The organism is Enterobacter sp. BNK-8 (genome assembly GCF_048685095.1).
In the GTDB taxonomy this organism is placed as follows: domain Bacteria; phylum Pseudomonadota; class Gammaproteobacteria; order Enterobacterales; family Enterobacteriaceae; genus Enterobacter; species Enterobacter quasiroggenkampii.
Genome location: NZ_JBLQTN010000001.1, coordinates 1,434,939 through 1,454,942, shown reverse-complemented (window position 1 = coordinate 1,454,942; position 20,004 = coordinate 1,434,939). Strand labels below are relative to the sequence as shown.

At 53.1% G+C, this 20,004-nt stretch carries 22 protein-coding genes; 11 read left to right on the top strand and 11 right to left on the bottom strand.

Translation table 11 applies throughout. From position 1 onward, the window contains the following. The first annotated feature begins 225 nt into the window (after window positions 1-225). Both gapA and ACMGGU_RS06970 read left to right on the top strand, forming a co-directional pair. Window positions 226-1,221, top strand: coding sequence for a glyceraldehyde-3-phosphate dehydrogenase (gene gapA, locus ACMGGU_RS06975; RefSeq protein ID WP_006809136.1), 996 nt, complete (start codon window positions 226-228; stop codon window positions 1,219-1,221). A 72-nt stretch (window positions 1,222-1,293) separates the two neighbouring features. Next, window positions 1,294-2,178 carry a D-hexose-6-phosphate mutarotase gene (locus ACMGGU_RS06970; RefSeq protein ID WP_420300343.1) on the top strand — a complete coding sequence of 295 codons (885 nt, stop codon included), beginning with the start codon at window positions 1,294-1,296 and terminating at the stop codon, window positions 2,176-2,178. 78 nt (window positions 2,179-2,256) lie between these two features. On the opposite strand, the gene ACMGGU_RS06965 is transcribed toward ACMGGU_RS06970, so the two are convergent. Then, the gene (locus tag ACMGGU_RS06965) at window positions 2,257-3,003 is read right to left on the bottom strand and encodes a MipA/OmpV family protein (protein WP_045910236.1); all 747 of its coding nucleotides are present in this window, start codon (window positions 3,001-3,003) and stop codon (window positions 2,257-2,259) included. A gap of 430 nt (window positions 3,004-3,433) precedes the next feature. On the opposite strand from ACMGGU_RS06965, the gene yeaG reads away from it, so the two are divergent. The 3 genes from yeaG to ACMGGU_RS06950 all read left to right on the top strand — a co-directional run bounded on the left by yeaG (window position 3,434) and on the right by ACMGGU_RS06950 (window position 7,326). Beyond that, a complete protein-coding gene (gene yeaG / locus ACMGGU_RS06960) occupies window positions 3,434-5,368 on the top strand; it encodes a protein kinase YeaG (protein ID WP_008500713.1) in 1,935 nt (644 codons plus the stop codon). Window positions 5,369-5,442: 74 nt separating this feature from the next. Beyond that, window positions 5,443-6,726 (top strand): YeaH/YhbH family protein, encoded by a 1,284-nt coding sequence (locus ACMGGU_RS06955; protein WP_032651499.1) that lies wholly within the window; start codon window positions 5,443-5,445, stop codon window positions 6,724-6,726. A 99-nt stretch (window positions 6,727-6,825) separates the two neighbouring features. Next, complete coding sequence (locus tag ACMGGU_RS06950; RefSeq protein WP_008500735.1) at window positions 6,826-7,326, top strand: YbaK/prolyl-tRNA synthetase associated domain-containing protein; 501 nt, start codon at window positions 6,826-6,828, stop codon at window positions 7,324-7,326. 20 nt (window positions 7,327-7,346) lie between these two features. On the opposite strand, the gene yoaI is transcribed toward ACMGGU_RS06950, so the two are convergent. Then, window positions 7,347-7,451: a small membrane protein YoaI gene (yoaI, locus tag ACMGGU_RS06945; protein ID WP_010430055.1), complete on the bottom strand. Its 105-nt coding sequence runs from the start codon at window positions 7,449-7,451 to the stop codon at window positions 7,347-7,349. A gap of 145 nt (window positions 7,452-7,596) precedes the next feature. On the opposite strand from yoaI, the gene ACMGGU_RS06940 reads away from it, so the two are divergent. Next, on the top strand, window positions 7,597-8,043 hold the full coding sequence (locus ACMGGU_RS06940) for a DUF441 domain-containing protein (RefSeq protein WP_008500737.1): 447 nt from the start codon (window positions 7,597-7,599) through the stop codon (window positions 8,041-8,043). Here ACMGGU_RS06940 and ACMGGU_RS06935 read toward each other — a convergent pair. After that, complete coding sequence (locus tag ACMGGU_RS06935) at window positions 8,027-8,818, bottom strand: AraC family transcriptional regulator (RefSeq protein WP_045910235.1); 792 nt, start codon at window positions 8,816-8,818, stop codon at window positions 8,027-8,029. The two genes, ACMGGU_RS06940 and ACMGGU_RS06935, sit on opposite strands and share 17 nt — an antisense overlap. Before the next feature lie 99 nt (window positions 8,819-8,917). Between ACMGGU_RS06935 and ACMGGU_RS06930 the strand changes: the two genes are divergently transcribed. Next, window positions 8,918-10,105: a CynX/NimT family MFS transporter gene (locus ACMGGU_RS06930; protein WP_048027504.1), complete on the top strand. Its 1,188-nt coding sequence runs from the start codon at window positions 8,918-8,920 to the stop codon at window positions 10,103-10,105. 31 nt (window positions 10,106-10,136) lie between these two features. Here ACMGGU_RS06930 and ACMGGU_RS06925 read toward each other — a convergent pair whose 3' ends face one another. Continuing rightward, window positions 10,137-10,844 (bottom strand): CTP synthase, encoded by a 708-nt coding sequence (locus tag ACMGGU_RS06925; protein WP_048222585.1) that lies wholly within the window; start codon window positions 10,842-10,844, stop codon window positions 10,137-10,139. Window positions 10,845-10,945: 101 nt separating this feature from the next. Here ACMGGU_RS06925 and ACMGGU_RS06920 point away from each other — a divergent pair, with 101 nt between their 5' ends. Next, a complete protein-coding gene (locus ACMGGU_RS06920; protein ID WP_223540294.1) occupies window positions 10,946-11,290 on the top strand; it encodes a DUF488 domain-containing protein in 345 nt (114 codons plus the stop codon). Here ACMGGU_RS06920 and ACMGGU_RS06915 read toward each other — a convergent pair whose 3' ends face one another. Further along, on the bottom strand, window positions 11,291-11,596 hold the full coding sequence (locus tag ACMGGU_RS06915) for a periplasmic protein (protein WP_048027499.1): 306 nt from the start codon (window positions 11,594-11,596) through the stop codon (window positions 11,291-11,293). 80 nt (window positions 11,597-11,676) lie between these two features. Then, complete coding sequence (locus ACMGGU_RS06910; protein WP_045910230.1) at window positions 11,677-11,931, bottom strand: DUF333 domain-containing protein; 255 nt, start codon at window positions 11,929-11,931, stop codon at window positions 11,677-11,679. A gap of 309 nt (window positions 11,932-12,240) precedes the next feature. Here ACMGGU_RS06910 and ACMGGU_RS06905 point away from each other — a divergent pair, with 309 nt between their 5' ends. Together ACMGGU_RS06905 and ACMGGU_RS06900 are read left to right on the top strand one after the other, a co-directional pair. Further along, entirely contained in the window at window positions 12,241-13,269 is a 1,029-nt protein-coding gene (locus ACMGGU_RS06905) for a sensor domain-containing diguanylate cyclase (RefSeq protein ID WP_111967085.1), read from the top strand. A gap of 45 nt (window positions 13,270-13,314) precedes the next feature. Next, window positions 13,315-13,413, top strand: a complete 99-nt coding sequence (locus ACMGGU_RS06900; protein ID WP_014883431.1) for a YoaK family small membrane protein — start codon at window positions 13,315-13,317, stop codon at window positions 13,411-13,413. Window positions 13,414-13,542: 129 nt separating this feature from the next. On the opposite strand, the gene ACMGGU_RS06895 is transcribed toward ACMGGU_RS06900, so the two are convergent. The 3 genes from ACMGGU_RS06895 to ACMGGU_RS06885 all read right to left on the bottom strand — a co-directional run bounded on the left by ACMGGU_RS06895 (window position 13,543) and on the right by ACMGGU_RS06885 (window position 17,246). Then, on the bottom strand, window positions 13,543-13,791 hold the full coding sequence (locus ACMGGU_RS06895; protein WP_008500746.1) for a GlsB/YeaQ/YmgE family stress response membrane protein: 249 nt from the start codon (window positions 13,789-13,791) through the stop codon (window positions 13,543-13,545). Window positions 13,792-14,075: 284 nt separating this feature from the next. Then, window positions 14,076-15,560 carry a sensor domain-containing diguanylate cyclase gene (locus ACMGGU_RS06890; protein ID WP_409337795.1) on the bottom strand — a complete coding sequence of 495 codons (1,485 nt, stop codon included), beginning with the start codon at window positions 15,558-15,560 and terminating at the stop codon, window positions 14,076-14,078. Between the two features lie 165 nt (window positions 15,561-15,725). After that, complete coding sequence (locus ACMGGU_RS06885) at window positions 15,726-17,246, bottom strand: cyclic diguanylate phosphodiesterase (RefSeq protein WP_126534337.1); 1,521 nt, start codon at window positions 17,244-17,246, stop codon at window positions 15,726-15,728. 236 nt (window positions 17,247-17,482) lie between these two features. Between ACMGGU_RS06885 and ACMGGU_RS06880 the strand changes: the two genes are divergently transcribed. Further along, window positions 17,483-18,982, top strand: coding sequence for a cyclic diguanylate phosphodiesterase (locus tag ACMGGU_RS06880; RefSeq protein WP_196346147.1), 1,500 nt, complete (start codon window positions 17,483-17,485; stop codon window positions 18,980-18,982). 290 nt (window positions 18,983-19,272) lie between these two features. Here the strand turns inward: ACMGGU_RS06880 and ACMGGU_RS06875 are convergent, their stop codons facing one another. Continuing rightward, entirely contained in the window at window positions 19,273-19,518 is a 246-nt protein-coding gene (locus ACMGGU_RS06875) for a DUF2543 family protein (RefSeq protein ID WP_025911748.1), read from the bottom strand. A 74-nt stretch (window positions 19,519-19,592) separates the two neighbouring features. Further along, complete coding sequence (locus tag ACMGGU_RS06870) at window positions 19,593-19,940, bottom strand: DUF1304 domain-containing protein (RefSeq protein WP_048222579.1); 348 nt, start codon at window positions 19,938-19,940, stop codon at window positions 19,593-19,595. Between the last annotated feature and the right edge of the window lie 64 nt (window positions 19,941-20,004).

The following is a 20,004-nucleotide window of genomic DNA, read 5'->3' as shown; positions in this document are numbered from 1 at the left end:
ATTGTGATCACATTCACATTTTTATCCTGCGAGGACTTTAAAATTCCGGGCGCAGCCCCCATGTGGTTGCAAGCTCAAAGGGAAAGTGAGGCGAGTCAGTCGCACAAACGTTAGTCACAGGATTGATTTGTCGCAATGATTGACACGATTCCGCTTGACGCTGCGTAAGGTTTTTGTAATTTTACAGGCAACCTTTTATTCACTAACAAATAGCTGGTGGAATATATGACTATCAAAGTAGGTATCAACGGTTTTGGCCGTATCGGCCGTATTGTTTTCCGTGCTGCTCAGAAACGTTCTGACATCGAAATCGTTGGTATCAACGATCTCTTGGACGCTGAATACATGGCGTACATGCTGAAGTACGACTCAACTCACGGTCGTTTCGACGGCACCGTTGAAGTGAAAGACGGCCACCTGGTTGTAAATGGCAAAACCATCCGCGTTACTGCTGAGAAAGACCCAGCTAACCTGAAATGGAACGAAATTGGTGTTGACGTTGTTGCTGAAGCAACCGGTATCTTCCTGACCGACGAAACTGCACGTAAACACATCACTGCGGGTGCAAAGAAAGTTGTTCTGACTGGTCCTTCCAAAGACAACACCCCAATGTTCGTTCGTGGTGCAAACTTCGAAACTTACGCTGGCCAGGATATCGTGTCTAACGCATCCTGCACCACCAACTGCCTGGCACCGCTGGCTAAAGTTATCAACGACAACTTCGGCATCATCGAAGGTCTGATGACTACCGTTCACGCAACCACCGCTACTCAGAAAACCGTTGATGGCCCGTCTCACAAAGACTGGCGCGGCGGCCGTGGCGCGGCTCAGAACATCATCCCATCCTCTACCGGTGCGGCTAAAGCTGTAGGTAAAGTACTGCCAGAACTGAATGGCAAACTGACTGGTATGGCGTTCCGCGTTCCAACTCCTAACGTATCCGTTGTTGACCTGACCGTTCGTCTGGAAAAAGCTGCTTCTTATGAAGAAATTAAGAAAGCAATCAAAGCTGCTTCCGAAGGCCCAATGAAAGGCGTTCTGGGTTACACCGAAGACGACGTTGTTTCTACCGATTTCAACGGTGAAGTGTGCACTTCCGTGTTTGATGCTAAAGCAGGTATCGCGCTGAACGACAACTTCGTTAAACTGGTATCCTGGTACGACAACGAAACCGGCTACTCTAACAAAGTACTGGACCTGATCGCTCACATCTCCAAATAAGTTGAGATGAGTGTTTGATCCAAAAAGGCGACTTCGGTCGCCTTTTTTATTTATAAGACAGAGGATTGCTTAATGATTAATAAAATTTTTGCACTTCCGGTAGTCGAACAACTTACCCCTGTGCTCTCCCGCCGCCAGATTGACGGTGCTGACGTTATCGTCGTTGACCATCCACGCGTTAAGGCCTCCGTGGCGCTGAACGGCGCCCACCTGCTCTCCTGGAAACCCGAAGGTGAAGCAGAGGGATTGTGGCTGAGCGATGTGACCTCTTTCAAAAAAGGGGCGGCGATTCGCGGCGGCGTACCGATCTGCTGGCCGTGGTTCGGCCCGTCCGCACAGCCTAGTTTGCCTTCTCACGGTTTTGCCCGTAACCAGCAGTGGACCCTGAAAGCGTATAACGAAGACGACAACGGCGCCGTGCTGACCTTTGAGCTGCAGGCTAATGACGAAACCCGCGCGCTCTGGCCGCACGATTTCACCCTGTACGCCCGCTTTAAGCTGGGTAAAACTTGTGAAATCGAACTGGAAGCCCACGGCGAGTTCGAAACCACCTCCGCCCTGCACACCTATTTCAACGTGGGTGACATCAGCGCAGTGAAGGTGAGCGGCCTTGGCGATACCTTTATCGACAAAGTCGATAACGCCAAAGAAGGGAAGCTGAGTGACGGCGTTCAGGCGTTTCCTGACCGTACCGACCGCGTCTATCTGCATCCGGAAGCATGCAGCATGATCCACGACGGTGCCCTGAACCGCGGCATCGAGGTGGTACATCACCACCATAGCAACGTGGTGGGCTGGAACCCGGGTCCGGCGCTGTCTGTCAGCATGGCCGACGTGCCTGACGACGGTTATAAAACGTTCGTCTGCGTGGAAACCGCCTGCGTGACCACCCCGCAGAAAGCGAGTGAAGAAAAGCCATCGCGTTTAGGGCAGACGATCCGCATTGTTAAGCGATAATCTCGCTGCACCACACTAAAGCAAACGGGGCGCATGCGCCCCGTTTTAATGCATCAATTGCACACTTTGAGTGCACAATCAGAACTTGTAGGTCACACCGACAGAGAAGATGCCTGCCCAAGACTTGTCGACCATCGGGCTATCCTTCACTTCATCGCTCAGACGCTCATAACGGCCAGTACCGTACACGCTCCAGTCGCCGAGGAAGTTATAGCTCGCGGTCAGCTCCAGGTACGGATCCCAGCCGTCATCTGCACTGTAACTCTTCAGACCGCTACGACGGGACTCGTTTTTAGAGACGCCATAATAGTAGTCGTTGTAGTTCTCGCTGTTGTACTGCACACCAATTCCCGGGGTCAGGGTCAATGCACCGTTGGTATAGCGGTACAACCACGCCAGGTCCCAGATAAAACCGTTGCTGTTATCCAGCGTATCGCCTGCCAGGGCCGTACGCAGGAAGCCATACTGGGTGTTATGCACATAAGAGAGGCCAGCCATCATTGAGCTTTTACGCTTGTCGAGCTGGCGAAGCGCGTGGCTGTCGCTGTCACCCGGCTTGAAGTGCGTCGGATCGTAGTAGGCCATGATGGAGAGCTTATCGGCAGTATCGTTCCACAGATAGTAGCCGCCGCCGAGCCCACGGAACCAGACGTTATCCCCTTCATAGGTGATAACGGGAACAGGGTAAACATCACGGTCATACTGTTTGTACGGGCTGTTAATGACGCCAACACCCGCGCCAACCGTCCACTGACTTTCCGCCTGTGCGGTGCTTACTGCGGTCGCGGCAAGGATGCCTAATGCCAGAAGTTTGAGTTTGGTCACAATCCATTCTTTCCTGTAGTCAAATAATCAGCGGGTGAAGTGTAACCGCCATTCCCGTACATCCCAAAATTTTTTGCCTGCTAATCAGTCCGATTAACCCATTATTTTTAACTTATCAGATGACAACCTGCTTTCATTTACATGACCGCTGAATGAAAAACGTGCTTTTGCCTTATTACCAGAGTGGAAATTTTTGGATGAGTTATTGATATGTCATTGAAAGTAGATTTTATGGGCATGCAAGTTTTGCAAATGCCATCTACGCTTTAATTTAAGAAGAGTTTTCCTGAACACCTGCGGTTCTTAGCGTCTGACCTGGCACACAGGTTGCTGCTCTGGCAGTGAGGTGCGAGAGATTCTCTTCCGGGAGCCTCCACTACTCATACGAACGGCTCTTATCCTGTGCTAAAAAACGAAAGGACGGCATGCCATGAATATATTCGATCACTATCGCCAGCGCTATGAAGCTGCCAAGGACGAAGAGTTCACACTGCAGGAGTTTCTTACCATCTGTCGGCAAGATCGCAGTGCCTATGCCAATGCGGCAGAACGGCTATTAATGGCTATTGGTGAGCCAAACATGGTTGACACTGCCCTGGAACCCCGGCTTTCCCGTCTCTTTTCGAATCGGGTGGTCGCCCGATACCCGGCGTTTGAAGAGTTCTATGGTATGGAAGATGCCATCGAACAGATTGTCTCCTACCTGAAGCATGCCGCTCAGGGTCTGGAAGAGAAGAAACAGATCCTCTATTTACTCGGCCCCGTGGGCGGCGGTAAATCCTCGCTGGCGGAACGCCTGAAGTCGCTGATGCAGCGTGTGCCTATCTATGTGCTGAGCGCCAACGGCGAGCGCAGCCCGGTGAATGACCATCCGCTGTGCTTGTTCAATCCGCAGGAAGATGCGCAGATTCTGGATAAAGAGTACGGCATCCCGCGTCGCTACCTCGGCACCATCATGTCCCCGTGGGCGGCCAAACGCCTGCACGAGTTTGGTGGCGACATCACCAAATTCCGCGTGGTGAAAGTCTGGCCGTCGATCCTTGAACAGATCGCCATCGCCAAAACGGAACCCGGTGATGAGAATAACCAGGATATTTCGGCGCTGGTCGGTAAGGTCGACATCCGTAAGCTGGAAAACTTCGCGCAAAACGACCCGGATGCCTACGGCTACTCGGGCGCGCTGTGCCGGGCTAACCAGGGGATTATGGAATTCGTCGAGATGTTTAAAGCGCCCATCAAGGTGCTGCATCCGCTGCTGACGGCGACTCAGGAAGGAAACTACAACGGGACGGAAGGTATCTCTGCCCTGCCGTTTAACGGGATCATTCTTGCCCACTCGAACGAATCTGAATGGGTGACTTTCCGTAATAACAAAAACAATGAGGCCTTCCTTGACCGCGTGTACATCGTCAAGGTGCCTTACTGCCTGCGGATCTCCGAAGAGATCAAAATTTACGAGAAACTGCTTAACCACAGTGAGCTGGTGCATGCGCCGTGCGCACCGGGCACCCTGGAAACGCTGTCACGCTTCTCTATCCTTTCGCGCCTGAAAGAGCCGGAAAACTCCAGCATCTACTCGAAAATGCGCGTGTATGACGGTGAGAGCCTGAAGGATACCGATCCGAAAGCGAAATCGTATCAGGAATACCGCGACTACGCCGGGGTTGATGAAGGGATGAACGGTCTGTCCACGCGCTTCGCGTTTAAGATCCTCTCCCGCGTCTTTAACTTCGACCATGCGGAAGTGGCGGCCAACCCGGTGCATCTGTTCTATGTACTGGAGCAGCAAATTGAACGCGAACAGTTCCCGCAGGAGCAGGCTGAACGCTACCTTGAGTTCCTGAAAGGTTACCTGATCCCGAAATACGCCGAGTTCATTGGCAAAGAGATCCAGACGGCCTACCTGGAATCCTATTCAGAGTACGGGCAGAACATTTTCGACCGTTATGTCACCTACGCTGACTTCTGGATCCAGGATCAGGAGTACCGCGACCCGGATACCGGCCAGCTGTTTGACCGTGAATCCCTGAACGCGGAGCTGGAAAAAATCGAGAAGCCAGCCGGGATCAGCAACCCGAAAGACTTCCGTAACGAGATTGTGAACTTTGTCCTGCGCGCCAGAGCGCATAACAACGGGCGCAATCCGAACTGGACCAGCTACGAGAAACTGCGCACGGTCATTGAGAAGAAAATGTTCTCCAATACCGAAGAGCTGCTGCCGGTGATCTCGTTTAACGCCAAAACCTCAACCGATGAACAGAAAAAACACGACGATTTTGTCGACCGTATGATGGAAAAAGGCTACACCCGCAAACAGGTCCGCCTGCTCTGCGAATGGTACCTGCGCGTGCGTAAATCGTCTTAAAACAAGTGCCCGGCGGCGGTTAGCGCCTGCCGGGCCTACAAAATGCAAGTTGGCAAATGCAGTACGGGGGGTATATGACCTGGTTTATTGACCGGCGTCTTAACGGCAAAAACAAGAGCACGGTAAACCGCCAGCGCTTCTTGCGTCGTTATAAAGCGCAAATTAAACAGTCTATCTCCGAGGCCATCAACAAACGCTCGGTGACCGACGTCGACAGCGGCGAGTCTGTCTCCATCCCCACCGATGACATCAGCGAACCGATGTTTCATCAGGGGCGAGGCGGCCTGCGCCATCGCGTACACCCAGGTAATGACCACTTCGTTCAGAACGACAGAATTGAGCGCCCTCAGGGCGGCGGCGGTGGTTCAGGAAGCGGTCAGGGACAGGCCAGCCAGGACGGTGAAGGTCAGGACGAATTTGTCTTCCAGATTTCGAAAGATGAATATCTCGACCTGCTGTTCGAAGACCTGGCGCTGCCGAATCTGAAAAAGAATCAGCATCGTCAGCTTAATGAATATAAAACCCACCGCGCGGGTTATACCGCCAACGGCGTGCCCGCCAACATCAGCGTCGTGCGTTCGTTGCAGAATTCGCTGGCGCGACGCACGGCCATGACGGCAGGCAAACGTCGCGAACTGCGCGAGCTGGAGAGTAGCCTGAAGGTGGTGGAAAACACGGAACCGGCGCAACTGCTGGAAGAGGAGCGCCTGCGTAAAGAGATTGCAGAGCTGAGGGCGAAGATCGAACGGGTACCGTTTATCGACACCTTCGACCTGCGCTACAAGAACTACGAAAAACGCCCTGAGCCCTCCAGCCAGGCGGTGATGTTCTGTCTGATGGACGTGTCCGGCTCGATGGATCAGGCCACCAAAGATATGGCGAAGCGTTTTTATATCCTGCTCTATTTGTTCCTGAGCAGAACCTATAAGAACGTGGAGGTAGTCTATATCCGCCACCACACCCAGGCGAAGGAGGTGGATGAACATGAGTTCTTCTACTCGCAGGAGACCGGGGGCACCATCGTCTCGAGCGCGCTGAAGCTGATGGATGAAGTGGTCAAAGAGCGCTACGACCCGGCGCAGTGGAATATTTATGCCGCGCAGGCGTCGGATGGCGATAACTGGGCCGACGACTCGCCGCTGTGTCACGAGATCCTGGCGAAGAAAATTCTGCCGGTCGTGCGTTACTACAGCTATATCGAAATCACCCGTCGCGCGCACCAGACCCTGTGGCGGGAGTATGAGCATCTGCAGGCGATGTTCGATAATTTCGCCATGCAGCATATCCGTGACCAGGATGACATTTATCCGGTGTTCAGGGAGCTGTTCCACAAGCAGTCTGCTACCAGCAACGCATAACCCCACAGCCAGCGAACCCGCTGGCTGTTTTCTTTCGACCCTGTTCATCCCGTGCTAATGTAGAGAGCTGCATACTGGATTATCACCGGGAAAATCGTTATGACTGACGACGTTATTGGAACAGGAACCCACCAGCAGCTCATTACCTTACTTACCGAGCAGGGCGCGCGTTTTCGCGTCATGGAGCATGAGGCGGTCGGGAAATGTGAAGCGGTAAGTGAAATTCGCGGAACCGATCTGCGGCAAGGCGCCAAAGCCCTGGTCTGCAAAGTGAAGGGAAACGGCGTAAAAAAACACGTTCTGGCGATTCTGGCCGCCGACCTGCAGGCTGACCTGAGCCAGCTTGCCAGCCATTTTGGCGGGCTAAAGGCCTCCCTCGCCAGCCCGGCCGAAGTCGATGCCCTGACCGCTTGCGTTTTCGGCGCTATCCCGCCCTTTAGCTTTCATCCTGACCTGGCACTGGTTGCCGACCCGCTGCTGTTCGAGCGCTTTGACGAAATCGCGTTTAACGCCGGCCTGCTGGAGAAATCCGTGATTATGGATACCCAGGATTACCTGCGCATCGCCCGTCCTGAGCTCGTCACCTTCCATAAAGCGTAACTGCGATGGCTGACGCCCTGTCAGCCTTTTCGTTCCAGAAACAGCACGGAGGCAACGAGAATAACGGCAATAGCGAAAAACGATGAGGAGATAATCAGCGTTTCCACAAACATGTGATCGTTCATGATGGCGACCCCTTTTGTGATATCTGCTTTCGTTTTAATCCGCGTAAATGACAAGGTTATGACAACGACAAAATCTTTTTAACACTGTTCTCTGCCGCGTTTGCGCGTACAGTAAACAGAACAATTTTTCTGGCAAGGATTCCCTATGTTTGACCCTACTCTGCTCATTCTTCTGGCACTCGCCGCGCTCGGCTTTATCAGCCATAACACTACCGTCGCCATCTCGATTCTGGTGCTGATTATTGTGCGCGTGACCCCGTTAAATACCTTTTTCCCGTGGATAGAAAAACAAGGCCTCACCATCGGGATTATCATCTTAACCATTGGGGTGATGGCGCCGATTGCCAGCGGTACCCTTCCCGCCTCAACGCTGCTGCACTCGTTTGTAAACTGGAAATCGCTGGTGGCGATCGCGGTGGGGATTTTTGTGTCGTGGCTGGGCGGTCGCGGCGTCACGCTGATGAGCAGCCAGCCCTCGCTGGTGGCGGGTCTGCTGGTGGGCACCGTGCTGGGCGTGGCGCTCTTTCGCGGCGTGCCGGTCGGCCCGCTGATTGCGGCTGGCCTTGTCTCGCTGTTTATTGGGAAGTCGTAGTCAGGCTGGCCATATAACGCGCCGGCGTCTGGCCCAGTCCCTTCCTGAACATGGTGATAAACGCGGTGGTCGAGTCATAGCCCAGTGACTGGGCCACCTGCTGTACCGATTTCCCGCCGATCAGGTGCTGTAATGCCACAATCAGCTGCAGCTGGTGGCGCCAGCGGCGAAAGCTTAAGCCGGTCTCTTTCACCACCAGCCGCGCCAGATTACGCTCGCTCATGGCGAAGTGGCTTGCCCACTGCGTTAGCGTCTGCCAGGCGGCGGGCTCTTCCGCCATCTTCTCGCTCATCAGCCTGATTTTGGGATGGGGCGACACGGGCAGCTGCAGATGCTCCTGACGCTGGAGCGGTAGCTCGTCAAACAGCACGTCCACCAGGCGCGACGTGGTCGCAAGAGAGAGCTGCTCACGTGATTTTTCCGCCAGCGATAAAATCAGCTCCCGCACCAGAGGGGAGATTTTCAGGGTACAGCAGCGCTCGGGCAGGCTGACGGCCCCCGGCTCAATAAACAAAAAGCAGAGCTGCGCGCCCGGCGTGGCCCTGTTGCTGTGCGGCATCTGACCGGGGATCCAGACGGCATACTGAGGCGGCACCATCAGCATCGCATTTTCCACTTCACAGGTGATTGCGCCGCCGAGAGCCAGAATCAGCTGCCCCTTACGGTGATGATGCCGGGGAATGTACTGTTCCTCCGCCACCACCTGAATGCGAAATGCGACGGCCGCATCGTGCTGGCTATCTGGATCGTAGCCTTCTAGTCCCAGACCAATCATCAGTTTGTCCGATATTAGCGATAAACTGTCATTTTAGCCTGATTTCAACCGCTGAGAAAATCGGTATTGTGTGCGCTCGCTTGAACGTATGAGAACATAATGACTACTGCTATTCGCACCTCAGGAAAACACGGCGCGCTGTTGATTGCAGGCATCCTGATGATTGCCACTACGCTTCGCGTCACCTTTACCGGCGCAGCGCCGCTGCTTGATACCATTCGTCTTGATTATGGCTTAAGCACGGCGCAAACCGGTCTGCTGACCACCCTGCCCCTGCTGGCTTTCGCCCTCGTCTCGCCGCTCGCCGCAGGCGTTGCCCGGCGCATCGGCATGGAGCGCAGCCTGTTTATTGCCCTGCTGCTGATTTGCGCCGGGATTGCCGTTCGCTCGCTGCCCTCCGCCGCTTTGCTTTTCACCGGAACGGCGATCGTCGGCTGCGGTATTGCGCTCGGGAACGTGCTGTTACCCGGATTAATTAAGCGTGATTTTCCAGGCCAGGTGGCGAAGCTCACCGGCGCCTATTCCCTGACGATGGGCGTTTCGGCGGCGTTTGGCTCAGCGATGATCGTTCCCCTTGCACAGGGGAGTGCGGGCTGGCATGGCGCGCTGCTGATGCTGATGGCGTTTCCGCTGGTCGCATTGCTGCTCTGGCTGCCGCAGTGGCGTCAGAAACACGTCGCAACCGTAACGGGCGCAGGCGCGCTGCATAACCGCGCGATCTGGCGCTCGGCCCTCGCCTGGCAGGTCACGCTCTTTTTGGGGATTAACTCCCTGATTTACTACGTCATCATCGGCTGGCTGCCGGCAATACTGCTGAGCCACGGCTACAGCGAAGCGCAGGCTGGCTCGGTGCACGGTCTGTTGCAGCTGGCCACGGCCGTGCCGGGACTTGCCGTTCCGCTGATCCTCCACCGTCTGAAAGACCAGCGGGCGATCGCAGGCGCGGTGGCGCTGATGTGCGCGATAAGCGCGGCGGGATTATGGTTTATGCCGGGCATGGCGGTGATGTGGACGCTGGTGTTTGGCTTTGGCACAGGGGCAACGATGATCCTCGGCCTGACGTTTATCGGTCTGCGCGCCAGCACTGCACACCAGGCGGCGGCGTTGTCCGGCATGGCGCAGTCGATTGGCTATCTGCTCGCCGCCTGCGGCCCTCCGCTAATGGGGAAAATACACGATAGCGCGGGAGACTGGCGGATCCCGCTCTTGGGCTGCGCGCTGGCCGCCGTGATAATGGCCCTCTGCGGCATCTTAGCCGGGCGAGACCGGGAGATCGCGCCCCGTTAAACAGTGTGGCAGACCCTCGGGTCTGCCTTTTTTATCCGCGCGCCGCGCGCAGCATCGCCTGTACCAGCACGACCGGACGTCCTTCCAGCGCAGCACGCTCGTGCTGGAATAAGGTGATCACGAAGAACGGGTGCGTGACCAGTTCCGCGGCACGGATTTCACCCTGATCGTCCCAGCCCGTCACATGCATATCTCCGTTTTCCAGCGCCTGTGCAAACGCTGGAGACACGCCATAGTTACAGTGATATCCCTCTTCAATTTCCGGCTTGCCGTACGCTTTGGCGATCAGCGTATTCCTGCGCAGTTCAATCGCATCGGTTTTTTCCACCAGCGAGCAGGTCAGCGGCGCAATCACCATGGTGCCTTCGGTATCCGTCTCAGCGTGTGCCGCATCAGCCCAGCCCAGCACGTTTCGGGCATACTCAATCAGCGCATGCTGGAACCCGCCGCAGGTGCCCAGGAACGGGATGCTGTTTTCACGGGCGTAGCGCGCGGCGATAAAAGCGGCCTCGGTGTTTTTGTAGGGGCTGGCAGGAACCAGCCAGATGGCATCGTAGCCCACCAGATCTTCAGAGCTTGTCAGCTCCGTCGTGGCCAGCCAGTCGTAATCGGCGGTGAGGTCAAGCACTGCGGCGGCGTCGTCAATGGCCAGCGGGATCGCCTGATGCGCAATAACATTGGGATTGTAATCGCCAACCAGCGCAATGCGCAGCGTCGTTTTAACCGGGAGGTGTTCCATGAAAGGTTCCTTATGCCAGAGTATTATCAGATAACATAAGGAACCTCAGACTACCGATCTTTTGCAATTATCACAATACCTTAAATTGGGAGGGTGAAATCATGATTCAGTGCAAACGGGTCTACGAACAGGCAGGCTCTGATGACGGCTATCGGATACTGGTGGACAGGCTGTGGCCGCGCGGTGTTAAGAAAACGGACCTTGTGTATGACGAATGGTGTAAAGCGCTCGCGCCCTCAACGGAACTACGCAAGGCCTTTCATAGCGAAACGATTGATTTCACCGCCTTCAGCCAGGCCTATCGGGAAGAGCTGGCGCAGCAGGCTGACGAGGGCGCGCGGCTGGCGACGCTGGCGCGCAGGCAGACCATCACCCTGCTCTTTGCTGCCAAAAACACGGAGCAAAATCACGCCCTGGTCTTAGCCGACTGGCTACGCCATCTGTGATCAGCCGATCGTCAGTTCATCCAGGATTTGCGGTGCATCATCCGGGGTGAGCGGCATCAGATGTTCGGCGCGGACAAACGCAAAGCCGTGCTGATTATCGAAGGCGTAGACATCACCCGTCACCAGCCAAAGCGCGCGATCTGCGGTGGCCGGTAATTGCGTCATCACGCCGTTGACCGGGTTAACGAAACGTAGGCCAGGCTGGCAAAGGCCAAACAGCTCAACAGATTTACCAATATTGCGACGGCCTGACGCCGTGCGGGCACCCACGATCATCGCCATGCTGCCCGGTTTTAGCTGAAACATACTTCTCTCGCGGAAACGAACGCCAGATACTGGCTAAGATTAATCCTAAAGAGAAGTGTATCGCAGGCGGTATCCGTCTGTCACCTGGTGGGTTGCGGATGATCGCGACGATAGAGCGTCCATTCATCGATCACTTCCCCGCCCGGTAATTTGCACTCGGTGCGAACGCCCTGCGGGCTTTGAACCGGGATCTGTTCCCCACCTTTCTCCAGGCAGTAGACGGAGGCCGGGTTGGCCATACCGATAACGTGCGGCGGTTTCGGCGCATCGGGTGGCGTGGTTTTTGCGGTGCAGGCGGCCAGGGGAAGCGCCAGCGTCAGAAGCAGAAATCTCATCTCATTGATCCTTTTGACGTCATTACACCCTAAGGGTAACGGGTCATCGCCGCGTTCTCCATGATTTCTCCATTTTAACTGCACTTTTCAGCACTATAGTGTGGCATGTTCTCGATATGACCAGAGAACATCATTCCGTAATCAAGATGTCTTTGCCCCGGTCTCAACAACGGGGCTTTTTTTCTCGCCTGCTCCCCGCTTCCTGCATATATTAAATTTTCTGTATTCATGTTTTACTATGCCTGAAGCCTAAAAACTCAGCATAACATGCAGATGCAGACGTCTTCTGCCTGGGAGTCATTCTACGTCATGTCGGACCTTATCCTCGCTCGCGTTTCAGAAACCCTTGCCACCGAGCAATCCCTTGAAAGCCTCGTTCGCCAGCTGCTGGAGATGCTGGAAATTGTCACCGACATGGAGTCGACCTACCTGACGAAGGTGGATATCGAGGCGCGGCTACAGCACATCCTCTACGCCCGCAACAGCAAACAGATGACGATCCCGGAGGGGCTGAGCGTCCCATGGGATGAGACGCTGTGCAAACGCGCGCTGGATAGTGACACGATGTTCAGTAATGACGTGCCTGAACGTTGGCCCGAGTGTGAAGCCGCAAAAGCACTTGGCATTACCACCTACATGAGTATTCCTGTCCATCTTGCCGATGGTTCACTTTACGGAACGCTCTGCGCCACCAGCACGGCCAGAAAGCCGCTGAGCGAGCGCGCTGAACAGGTGCTGAAGCTCTTCGCCGGGCTGATTGCCCAGTCCATTCAGAAAGAGTCGCTGGTGACCCAGCTTCGCGAAGCCAATGCGGCCCTCATCGCGCACTCCTATACAGATGCCCTTACCGGTTTACCTAACCGTCGCGCCATTTTTGAAGATCTGACCACCCTCTTTTCTCTGGCCCGGCACCTGAAGCGTAACGCCATCATCGCGTTTATCGATCTGGATGATTTCAAGCTGATTAACGATCGTTACGGCCACGAGGCTGGCGACCAGTTCCTGATAGAAGTGGGCAAGCGTTTGACCGAAGAGAAACAGCAGGACGATATTATCGGTCGTCTGGGCGGGGATGAATTTCTGGTCGCGTCGCTGAGCCAGCCCCACCTGGACGGGGATAACGCGCAGCTTACGCTGCTCAAAACGCGCCTCAGCGCCTGCATCGCCGGCGAATACTGGCTCGGCAGCGTTCATATTATTTATCCGGGCGCCAGCTTCGGCGTGATCGAAGTGGACCCTGCCGCAACCGATCCTGACAGCGCGTTACGCGCTGCGGATGTAGCGATGTATCAGGATAAGAAAGGAAAAAGCAAAACACGCTTTCTCACTATGGATTAACCCCGTACACTCTACGGCGTTACAGAAACCGAAACAGGTGATGGTATGAGAATAGGGATCCTCTTCCCGGTCGTTATTTTTATAACGGCGGTGGTTTTTTTAGCATGGTTTTTTGTTGGCGGCTACGCGGCGCCGGGGGCATAAATGCGGAAGACAACCGTCATTATGCTGATCGTTGCCATTGCAGCGTTTACTGGCACGCAGCTTGGCTGGTGGTAAACCCAATACGTAAAAAGGCCGCCATCCGGCAGCCTTTTTCAACGCTTTCAGAACTTAGCTTTTGATCTTTCTGTAGATAAACAGAACAACCAGCGCACCGATCACCGCGACGGCGAAACTGCCGAAGTTAAAGCCATCGACCTTGCCAAAACCGAACAGCGTACTGATCCAGCCGCCGACTACCGCGCCGACAATACCCAGTATTACGGTGACGATAAACCCACCGCCATCTTTGCCCGGCATGATCCACTTCGCCAGAATACCCGCAATAAGCCCAAAGATAATCCAGGATAAAATTCCCATAACTTTCCTCTCTGTATGGTTTTTGTCATTAAATCAACGACACAAAAAAGAATAGCACAGGATTCCAGAAAGGAAATTTGTGATAAGCATCACAGTGAGAGAGTGCGTCATTTTTCATCAACAAAAAGAACGGGCCACATAAACTGTGGGGTTGCAACTTTTGTTGAGAAAGATTATCTTTCTCAACACTGAATAGTTGAGAGAAACACTCAGGTATTCAGTACGACATTGCTCACATTGCTTCCAGTATTTCTTGCCCACTCCTGAGTGGGCTTTTTTTTAGCTCATACCCCAACAAACGCGTACCGGTTACGTCCCGCGCGTTTCGCCTGATAGAGGGCCTGGTCTGCGGCAATAATGATATTTTGCTGGCTGCCCGCGATGTCGACGGCACGGGCGGTAGAAATTCCGACGCTTACCGTCACCCGGCCGAAGGGGCTAAAGGCATGGGCGATTTGCAGCGAGAACACATTGCGAATAATCGTCTGGGCCAGACGAAGCGCCTCCTGAATATCCGTATCCGGCAATATCAGCGCAAACTCCTCTCCGCCGTATCGCGCCACAAGCTGATTATCACGGGTAAGGCTCTCCCTGAGGCTGTTTCCAAGCATAGCCAGACACCGATCCCCTTCCGGATGGCCGTAGTTATCGTTGTATTTTTTGAAGTAGTCCACGTCCACGATCAGTATCGAAATCGGTGCGTCATGCGCGGCACACAGAGCGATGTCCGAGAGGATTTTTTCATCAAAGACGCGGCGATTGTACAGCCCGGTCAACGCATCTTCTGAGGCAATAATCTTCAGCGCTTTGTTATCCCGTGTTTTACGGGACAGGTCGGAATAGAGGAAGTATGACGCGACGATGAGTATCGCCGTGAACACGAAAATGAGTACCGCCAGCTGAATCGCCTGCTTGCGCCAGGGGGCAAGAGCTTCATCAATGCTAACCGCCACGGTAGTGACCAGTCCGTAGCGTCTGTTTTTCTCATAGGCATAAATGCGCTCGATTTTATCAAACCGTGAGATGGAGCTGGCTATCCCCGTATTTTGTACCTTGAGATATTTCCTGAAGAGCGGTGAATCAGAAACAATCGTGCCGATATAGGTATTTTTAAAGGGATACCGGACCAGCAGCACGCCTGATTGCGTCGTTAAGCCGATGACGCCCGAGTGACCGATATTAATCTGCCCGTAGAGCGCCAGAAAATTTTCGATACCCAGCGTCACCACCACCACACCGTTAAATGCCCCGGTCTGGGTTTCAAGGCGACGGCTGATGGTGATAACCCATTTGCCATTGGTTCTGCTTACCACCGGCTCCCCAATAAAAATCGCCTGATTTTTATTTTCTTTGTGATAGATAAAAAACTCTCTGTCCGAGCCTTTGCGTGGCCCCGTAAAAGTTTCATGCAGCGCGGTAAAGATATCGCCCTGAGCATTGTAAACAACCACATTATTAATCTGGGTAAGAAGGTTATCCTGATTATTGATCATGTGCTGAATATTAGTCGCCTGCTGCGGGGTCATGCCATAAATTTCGATTATGTCGGAAACGGTAGTAATTAACATTTCACTCTGGCGCATGATCCCTTCGGTATACACATCAAGGGTATGGCTCAGGTTAGCGACGCTGGTATTAATTTGCTGGATTGACTGCTGTCTGGACGTGGCAATTTGGACAGCAAGCGCCAGCGAGATGATCAATGAGACAATGATGACGGTAATGGTTGTTGTGTAAAAAGTATTTTTCACATGCACGAGCTTTTCCACCTTATCACGCCTGATATCCCTGGCTGACAACTCTTGTCACTGTAACAAAGCTCAGGATAAGAGGAAAATGAATTGCACTTAAGCATACAACAGAAGATCGTCTTTATTTTGTTTTTCACCGCCTGGTAACCAGCGCTATTCCTGACGCTCAGCAACGCCCGCGTTTTACACCATCACGGTCTCCCTGGGCTTAGATAAAATGACTTTAATAAAATCGATATAGGAGACGGGTTTACCAAAATAATAACCCTGCAGCAGGGTAATCTCATTACGGTTGAGATACTCCAGCTGCTCTTTCGTTTCTACGCCTTCGGCCACGATCCGCAACGAAAGTTTTTTCGCCAGGTCAATAACGCAGTCCAGCAGGATCGTTGAGTCCTTCTCCTCTGATACCCGGTTAACAAAGCTTTTATCAATTTTAATATAATCTATGGCAAGCGCATTGAGACATGACAGCCCGGAATAGCCTGTACCAAAATCATCCAGTGCTATGACAAAACCGGCGTTATGCAGCGCGTTGAGGTTTTCCACCAGATGAGGATTATCGATCAACGGTTCACGTTCGGTCACCTCAAGAACCAGCTTCACGGCTTTACCCTGAAACCCCTTGCCGAAGATTCGGCAGTCACCGATGAAAGAAGGGGCATTGATGTGTCTGGCGCTGATGTTCACCCCGATATGGAACCCGTCCGGCAGCTTAGGCAGGAGCGGCTTAAGCTGTGTGACCACTTTCGCCATCAAGCCTTTGGTCAGCGGAATAATCAACCCGCTACGTTCAGCTATCGGGATAAAAACGTCCGGCGGGATAAAGCCTGACTTAGGATGCTTCCATCTTGCCAGGACTTCAACACCGTATAACCCGCCGGTATCGCCGTTCACGATCGGCTGGTAATAAGGCACGATCTCTCCCTGCAAAATGGCCTTACGCAAATCGTCTTCAAAGGTGGTACTTTTCCCCTTGTAGCGGCGGATCAAAATGCCCACCGCCACGGATAGCGCGAGAATCAGCAGAATCAGGCTCCATCCCTGTTGCAGTAGCCGCGTCAGGCTAAAAAAGGCAGGCGGTTGCCAGGCCAGACTGAAGGGGAAGTGCGAAGAGGTCGTCAGTGACCCCGCCCACGAGGCCGCTTTCCAGCCGGTCACCTCACCGTTGCGCGTAAACATCCTGTCGCCGACAACCAACCCCAGGTTAACGCTGTTTGATGCGTTTGCGATGACGTCCTGCAAATGCGCATCACTGACGCTGACGATGACGCGCCCTCCCGCAATGGGCATCTGGAAGACAAGCACCGGGATGCCATTCACCAGTCGATTACCGGGTAGCAGCATTAATTTTTGTTCAGGTAACGTCTCCGGATGCACAATCAAAACGCCATTCCCGGGAAGGGATGTACAGATGATTTGCCCCTGCTGCTGGATCATGATGGCGCGCAGATGCGGTTTTAGCGCGGCTTCTGTCCCCAGCGCCAGCTGCCCGCTGCTGGTACACCCCTGCTCCGCAACGCGCTTCGCCGTGCTGGCCGCACTGACGGCTTCCGACAGAATGTTTTCTATTTTCTGGGTGCTTACCGTGGCGGTATGAACGTTATTCATTTTCGCCATCTGCCATAACTGCCAGTTAATAATCAGTATGCCGATCAGAAAAAGAAACAAGGCACTGAGAACAGGGATCATCACGTTACGCACGATGTTTTCCTTAATAGAATAAACAAGCATGGAGGATCGGAAAGAAGAACCCGTGGTTTAACCGGCGTTGCTTATCACAATGAAAATAGCTTAGCTGAGAATTATCTTAAAAAACTGATGCTTTCGTATGAGTTCACCCGTTCAAATTTGCTCACCCGACGTGACTATCAGGCTTGTACCTTGCCCTGGCTGTGTTAAGCTTTGTGAAATCAGGGAGCGGACAGGATAACTGGAAAATGAAAAAGCGCATTGCCGTTGCGATCGTTTCAACGCTTCTGGTCATCCTGTCTCTTTATGCGGTCAACGTGGTTATCATCGGCCAGCAAAAAACCAAACAGCTTGAAATATCCCAAACCCTTTTACATTATTCAGAAGATCTGTCCCAAAGCGTGGCGCTGGGCCTCAAAAGCATAACGACGCAGGGATGTGATAAAGCCAGCCTTGATAGCTACAGGCAAATAAAGCTTAATAACCTCTATTTCAGCGATATCGGTTTTATCGAAAAGGGAAAAATTGTCTGTACCGCTTTTTGGGGTAAACTCGCGACGCCCGTTCCACTTCCTGCGGAACTGCATAAAACGCCGAGAGGTTTTCTGCTGGCGCAGTTTTCCAGAAAAGACTTTTTCACCGGCAATGCGGCTATTTATAATAATATTATTATCTTCACCTCCCGCTATGCTTACGATAAATTTACCCCGGTAACCGCAAGCTATTCTCTGAGCGCCACCACGAAGGACTTTGGCCGGATCTTTTTTTCAGCCGCTCCTGAGTTGAAGCCGCGGAGCTGGCTGCATGCGACATTGTTCACCCTGACCATTACACAGTGCAGCGCCTCGTGGGATCTATGCGTGATTGTAAAACACCACGATGCGGGACTGGCCTCGCTCCCCCCGTTTATCTTTACGTTTCTCGCGGTCATACTCTTTTTTATCTGGGTCGCGATAACGTTATTTATCTTCCGTCTCTATGAAGACCGTTATTCGCTGGAACGCACGCTGATCAAAGCCGTAATAACGAATACCTTCAGCGTTAATTATCAGCCCATTATTCGTATTCGCGATCAAAAAATCGTGGGTGTCGAAGTTCTGTCGCGATGGCGCGATCAAAAGCACGGAGACGTCTCGCCGGAGCTGTTCATCCCATTAATTAAGAAAATCGGTCTGTATAAAAAATATTACAGCAATATTATCGCGAAGTCCCTTTCAGAAATTGCCCCGCTGGCGATTAAGCATCAGCTGATCGTTTCAATCAACGTTGGGCGAAAAGAAATTGAAGATGGACAGTTTATTAACATTTTGCGTCGCGAGTGCTTAGCCAATCGCCTCCCCCTTTCCCTGATGAAGGTCGAGCTTTCTGAGAAAGCAGTTTCCGCGGCGGGTATCCTCGAGGAGTTCTGTCAGGAACTGAAGTCGCTTGGCGTTAAAATTTCAATCGATGATTTTGGCGTGCAAAATTCAAATCTGGCCCGGCTGTCGCAGCTTGAATATGATGAAATTAAAATTGATAAGTCGCTGGTGGATGGCGTCAGCGAGCATTATAAGCAAAACATCTTTGTTATCTTCAGCGATGCCCTTGCGAAGTTAAATAAAACCCTTGTTTTCGAGGGCGTGGAAAATGAAATTCAGTATCGCTTCATTGCGGACAGATATCCCGATGCCTTGATCCAGGGATGGTATTTTTCAAAAGCACTCACCCGGAGCGAACTGGCGAAGCGACTCACCGGCGTCGCCCCGTAATCAGAAGCCTGCCATGCACGTTTTTTTACACGCAGGCGTTTCCATTTTTTCCGCCAAAACATATAGTCGTCATATTCAGACGGTAGATTACCCTGAAGCACACTCTTATTTTGGTTAAAAACGTGAAATTATCCTTACTTTTTCCAGTGGTACTGTTCTTTCTGATCGTTATTTTCGCGCTGTTTATTGATAAACCCGCTTCGCCTATTCTGCGGAAAAAATGCATGTGGTCCGATAGCGTGATGCTGAGCTGTATCGCAAAGCATCAGCATAACGGTTTCTAAGGCAGGCTATTCATTTCCCCACTGATTGAGGAAGTTCGCAACATCATCAATGCGACCCGCACGGATCCCGGCTTCAGTGGCCATCTCCTGCTGGGCTTCCTCGCTGATCTCCTCATTATTCGCTAAGCGGGTGAGCAGCAGCTGGAAATAGTGTGCCAGCGCGTCGCGCTCTGACTCCGCGACTTGCTCTGCGGCTTCCGTCGCGTACTCGTCGGCAATGTCATAATATTTCAGTGGGATGTCGTTGTGCATAACAGTCTCGTCTCAGGTCAATAAAGGTAACGTCACGAGTATATCGGAGGCGTTATCTCAACCAAAGCATTGCTTCAGAGGAGTAACGCAAGCAGCGCTGCAAGCGCGGGCATGGCCTGCACATACAAAATTTTACGGCTGGCGGTGGCTGCGCCAAAAAGTCCGGCGATCAGTACACAGGTCAGGAAGAAGATGGCTACCTGAATCCCCTTTTCGCCGAGCCAGAGGCTCCAGAGCAGACCGGCAGCCAGAAAACCGTTGTAGAGCCCCTGATTCGCGGCCAGCACGCGGGTGTCGCGCGCAAAATCAGGACGCAGATTAAAAGCCTTGTGCCCTGTTTTGGTATTCCACAGGAACATTTCCAGCACAAGAATGTAGAGATGGATGAGTGCAACGACAGCGATAAGGACAGTGGCTAACATCGAGTTGTCTCCCGCAGGCAGAGGCAAAAAAAACGGGAACCCTCAGGCCCCCGCTCTTGTTTAA

Coding starts and splice junctions, on each gene's coding strand:
- ACMGGU_RS06900 (WP_014883431.1), top strand. CDS start 13,315: ATGAGAATAGGGATCCTCTTCCCGGTCGTTATTTTTATAACGGCGGTG.
- ACMGGU_RS06955 (WP_032651499.1), top strand. CDS start 5,443: ATGACCTGGTTTATTGACCGGCGTCTTAACGGCAAAAACAAGAGCACG.
- ACMGGU_RS06895 (WP_008500746.1), bottom strand. CDS start 13,791: ATGGGAATTTTATCCTGGATTATCTTTGGGCTTATTGCGGGTATTCTG.
- ACMGGU_RS06870 (WP_048222579.1), bottom strand. CDS start 19,940: ATGTTAGCCACTGTCCTTATCGCTGTCGTTGCACTCATCCATCTCTAC.
- ACMGGU_RS06970 (WP_420300343.1), top strand. CDS start 1,294: ATGATTAATAAAATTTTTGCACTTCCGGTAGTCGAACAACTTACCCCT.
- ACMGGU_RS06920 (WP_223540294.1), top strand. CDS start 10,946: ATGATTCAGTGCAAACGGGTCTACGAACAGGCAGGCTCTGATGACGGC.
- yeaG (WP_008500713.1), top strand. CDS start 3,434: ATGAATATATTCGATCACTATCGCCAGCGCTATGAAGCTGCCAAGGAC.
- ACMGGU_RS06930 (WP_048027504.1), top strand. CDS start 8,918: ATGACTACTGCTATTCGCACCTCAGGAAAACACGGCGCGCTGTTGATT.
- ACMGGU_RS06910 (WP_045910230.1), bottom strand. CDS start 11,931: ATGAGATTTCTGCTTCTGACGCTGGCGCTTCCCCTGGCCGCCTGCACC.
- yoaI (WP_010430055.1), bottom strand. CDS start 7,451: ATGAACGATCACATGTTTGTGGAAACGCTGATTATCTCCTCATCGTTT.
- ACMGGU_RS06875 (WP_025911748.1), bottom strand. CDS start 19,518: ATGCACAACGACATCCCACTGAAATATTATGACATTGCCGACGAGTAC.
- ACMGGU_RS06905 (WP_111967085.1), top strand. CDS start 12,241: ATGTCGGACCTTATCCTCGCTCGCGTTTCAGAAACCCTTGCCACCGAG.
- ACMGGU_RS06935 (WP_045910235.1), bottom strand. CDS start 8,818: ATGATTGGTCTGGGACTAGAAGGCTACGATCCAGATAGCCAGCACGAT.
- ACMGGU_RS06925 (WP_048222585.1), bottom strand. CDS start 10,844: ATGGAACACCTCCCGGTTAAAACGACGCTGCGCATTGCGCTGGTTGGC.
- ACMGGU_RS06950 (WP_008500735.1), top strand. CDS start 6,826: ATGACTGACGACGTTATTGGAACAGGAACCCACCAGCAGCTCATTACC.
- ACMGGU_RS06940 (WP_008500737.1), top strand. CDS start 7,597: ATGTTTGACCCTACTCTGCTCATTCTTCTGGCACTCGCCGCGCTCGGC.
- gapA (WP_006809136.1), top strand. CDS start 226: ATGACTATCAAAGTAGGTATCAACGGTTTTGGCCGTATCGGCCGTATT.
- ACMGGU_RS06915 (WP_048027499.1), bottom strand. CDS start 11,596: ATGTTTCAGCTAAAACCGGGCAGCATGGCGATGATCGTGGGTGCCCGC.
- ACMGGU_RS06880 (WP_196346147.1), top strand. CDS start 17,483: ATGAAAAAGCGCATTGCCGTTGCGATCGTTTCAACGCTTCTGGTCATC.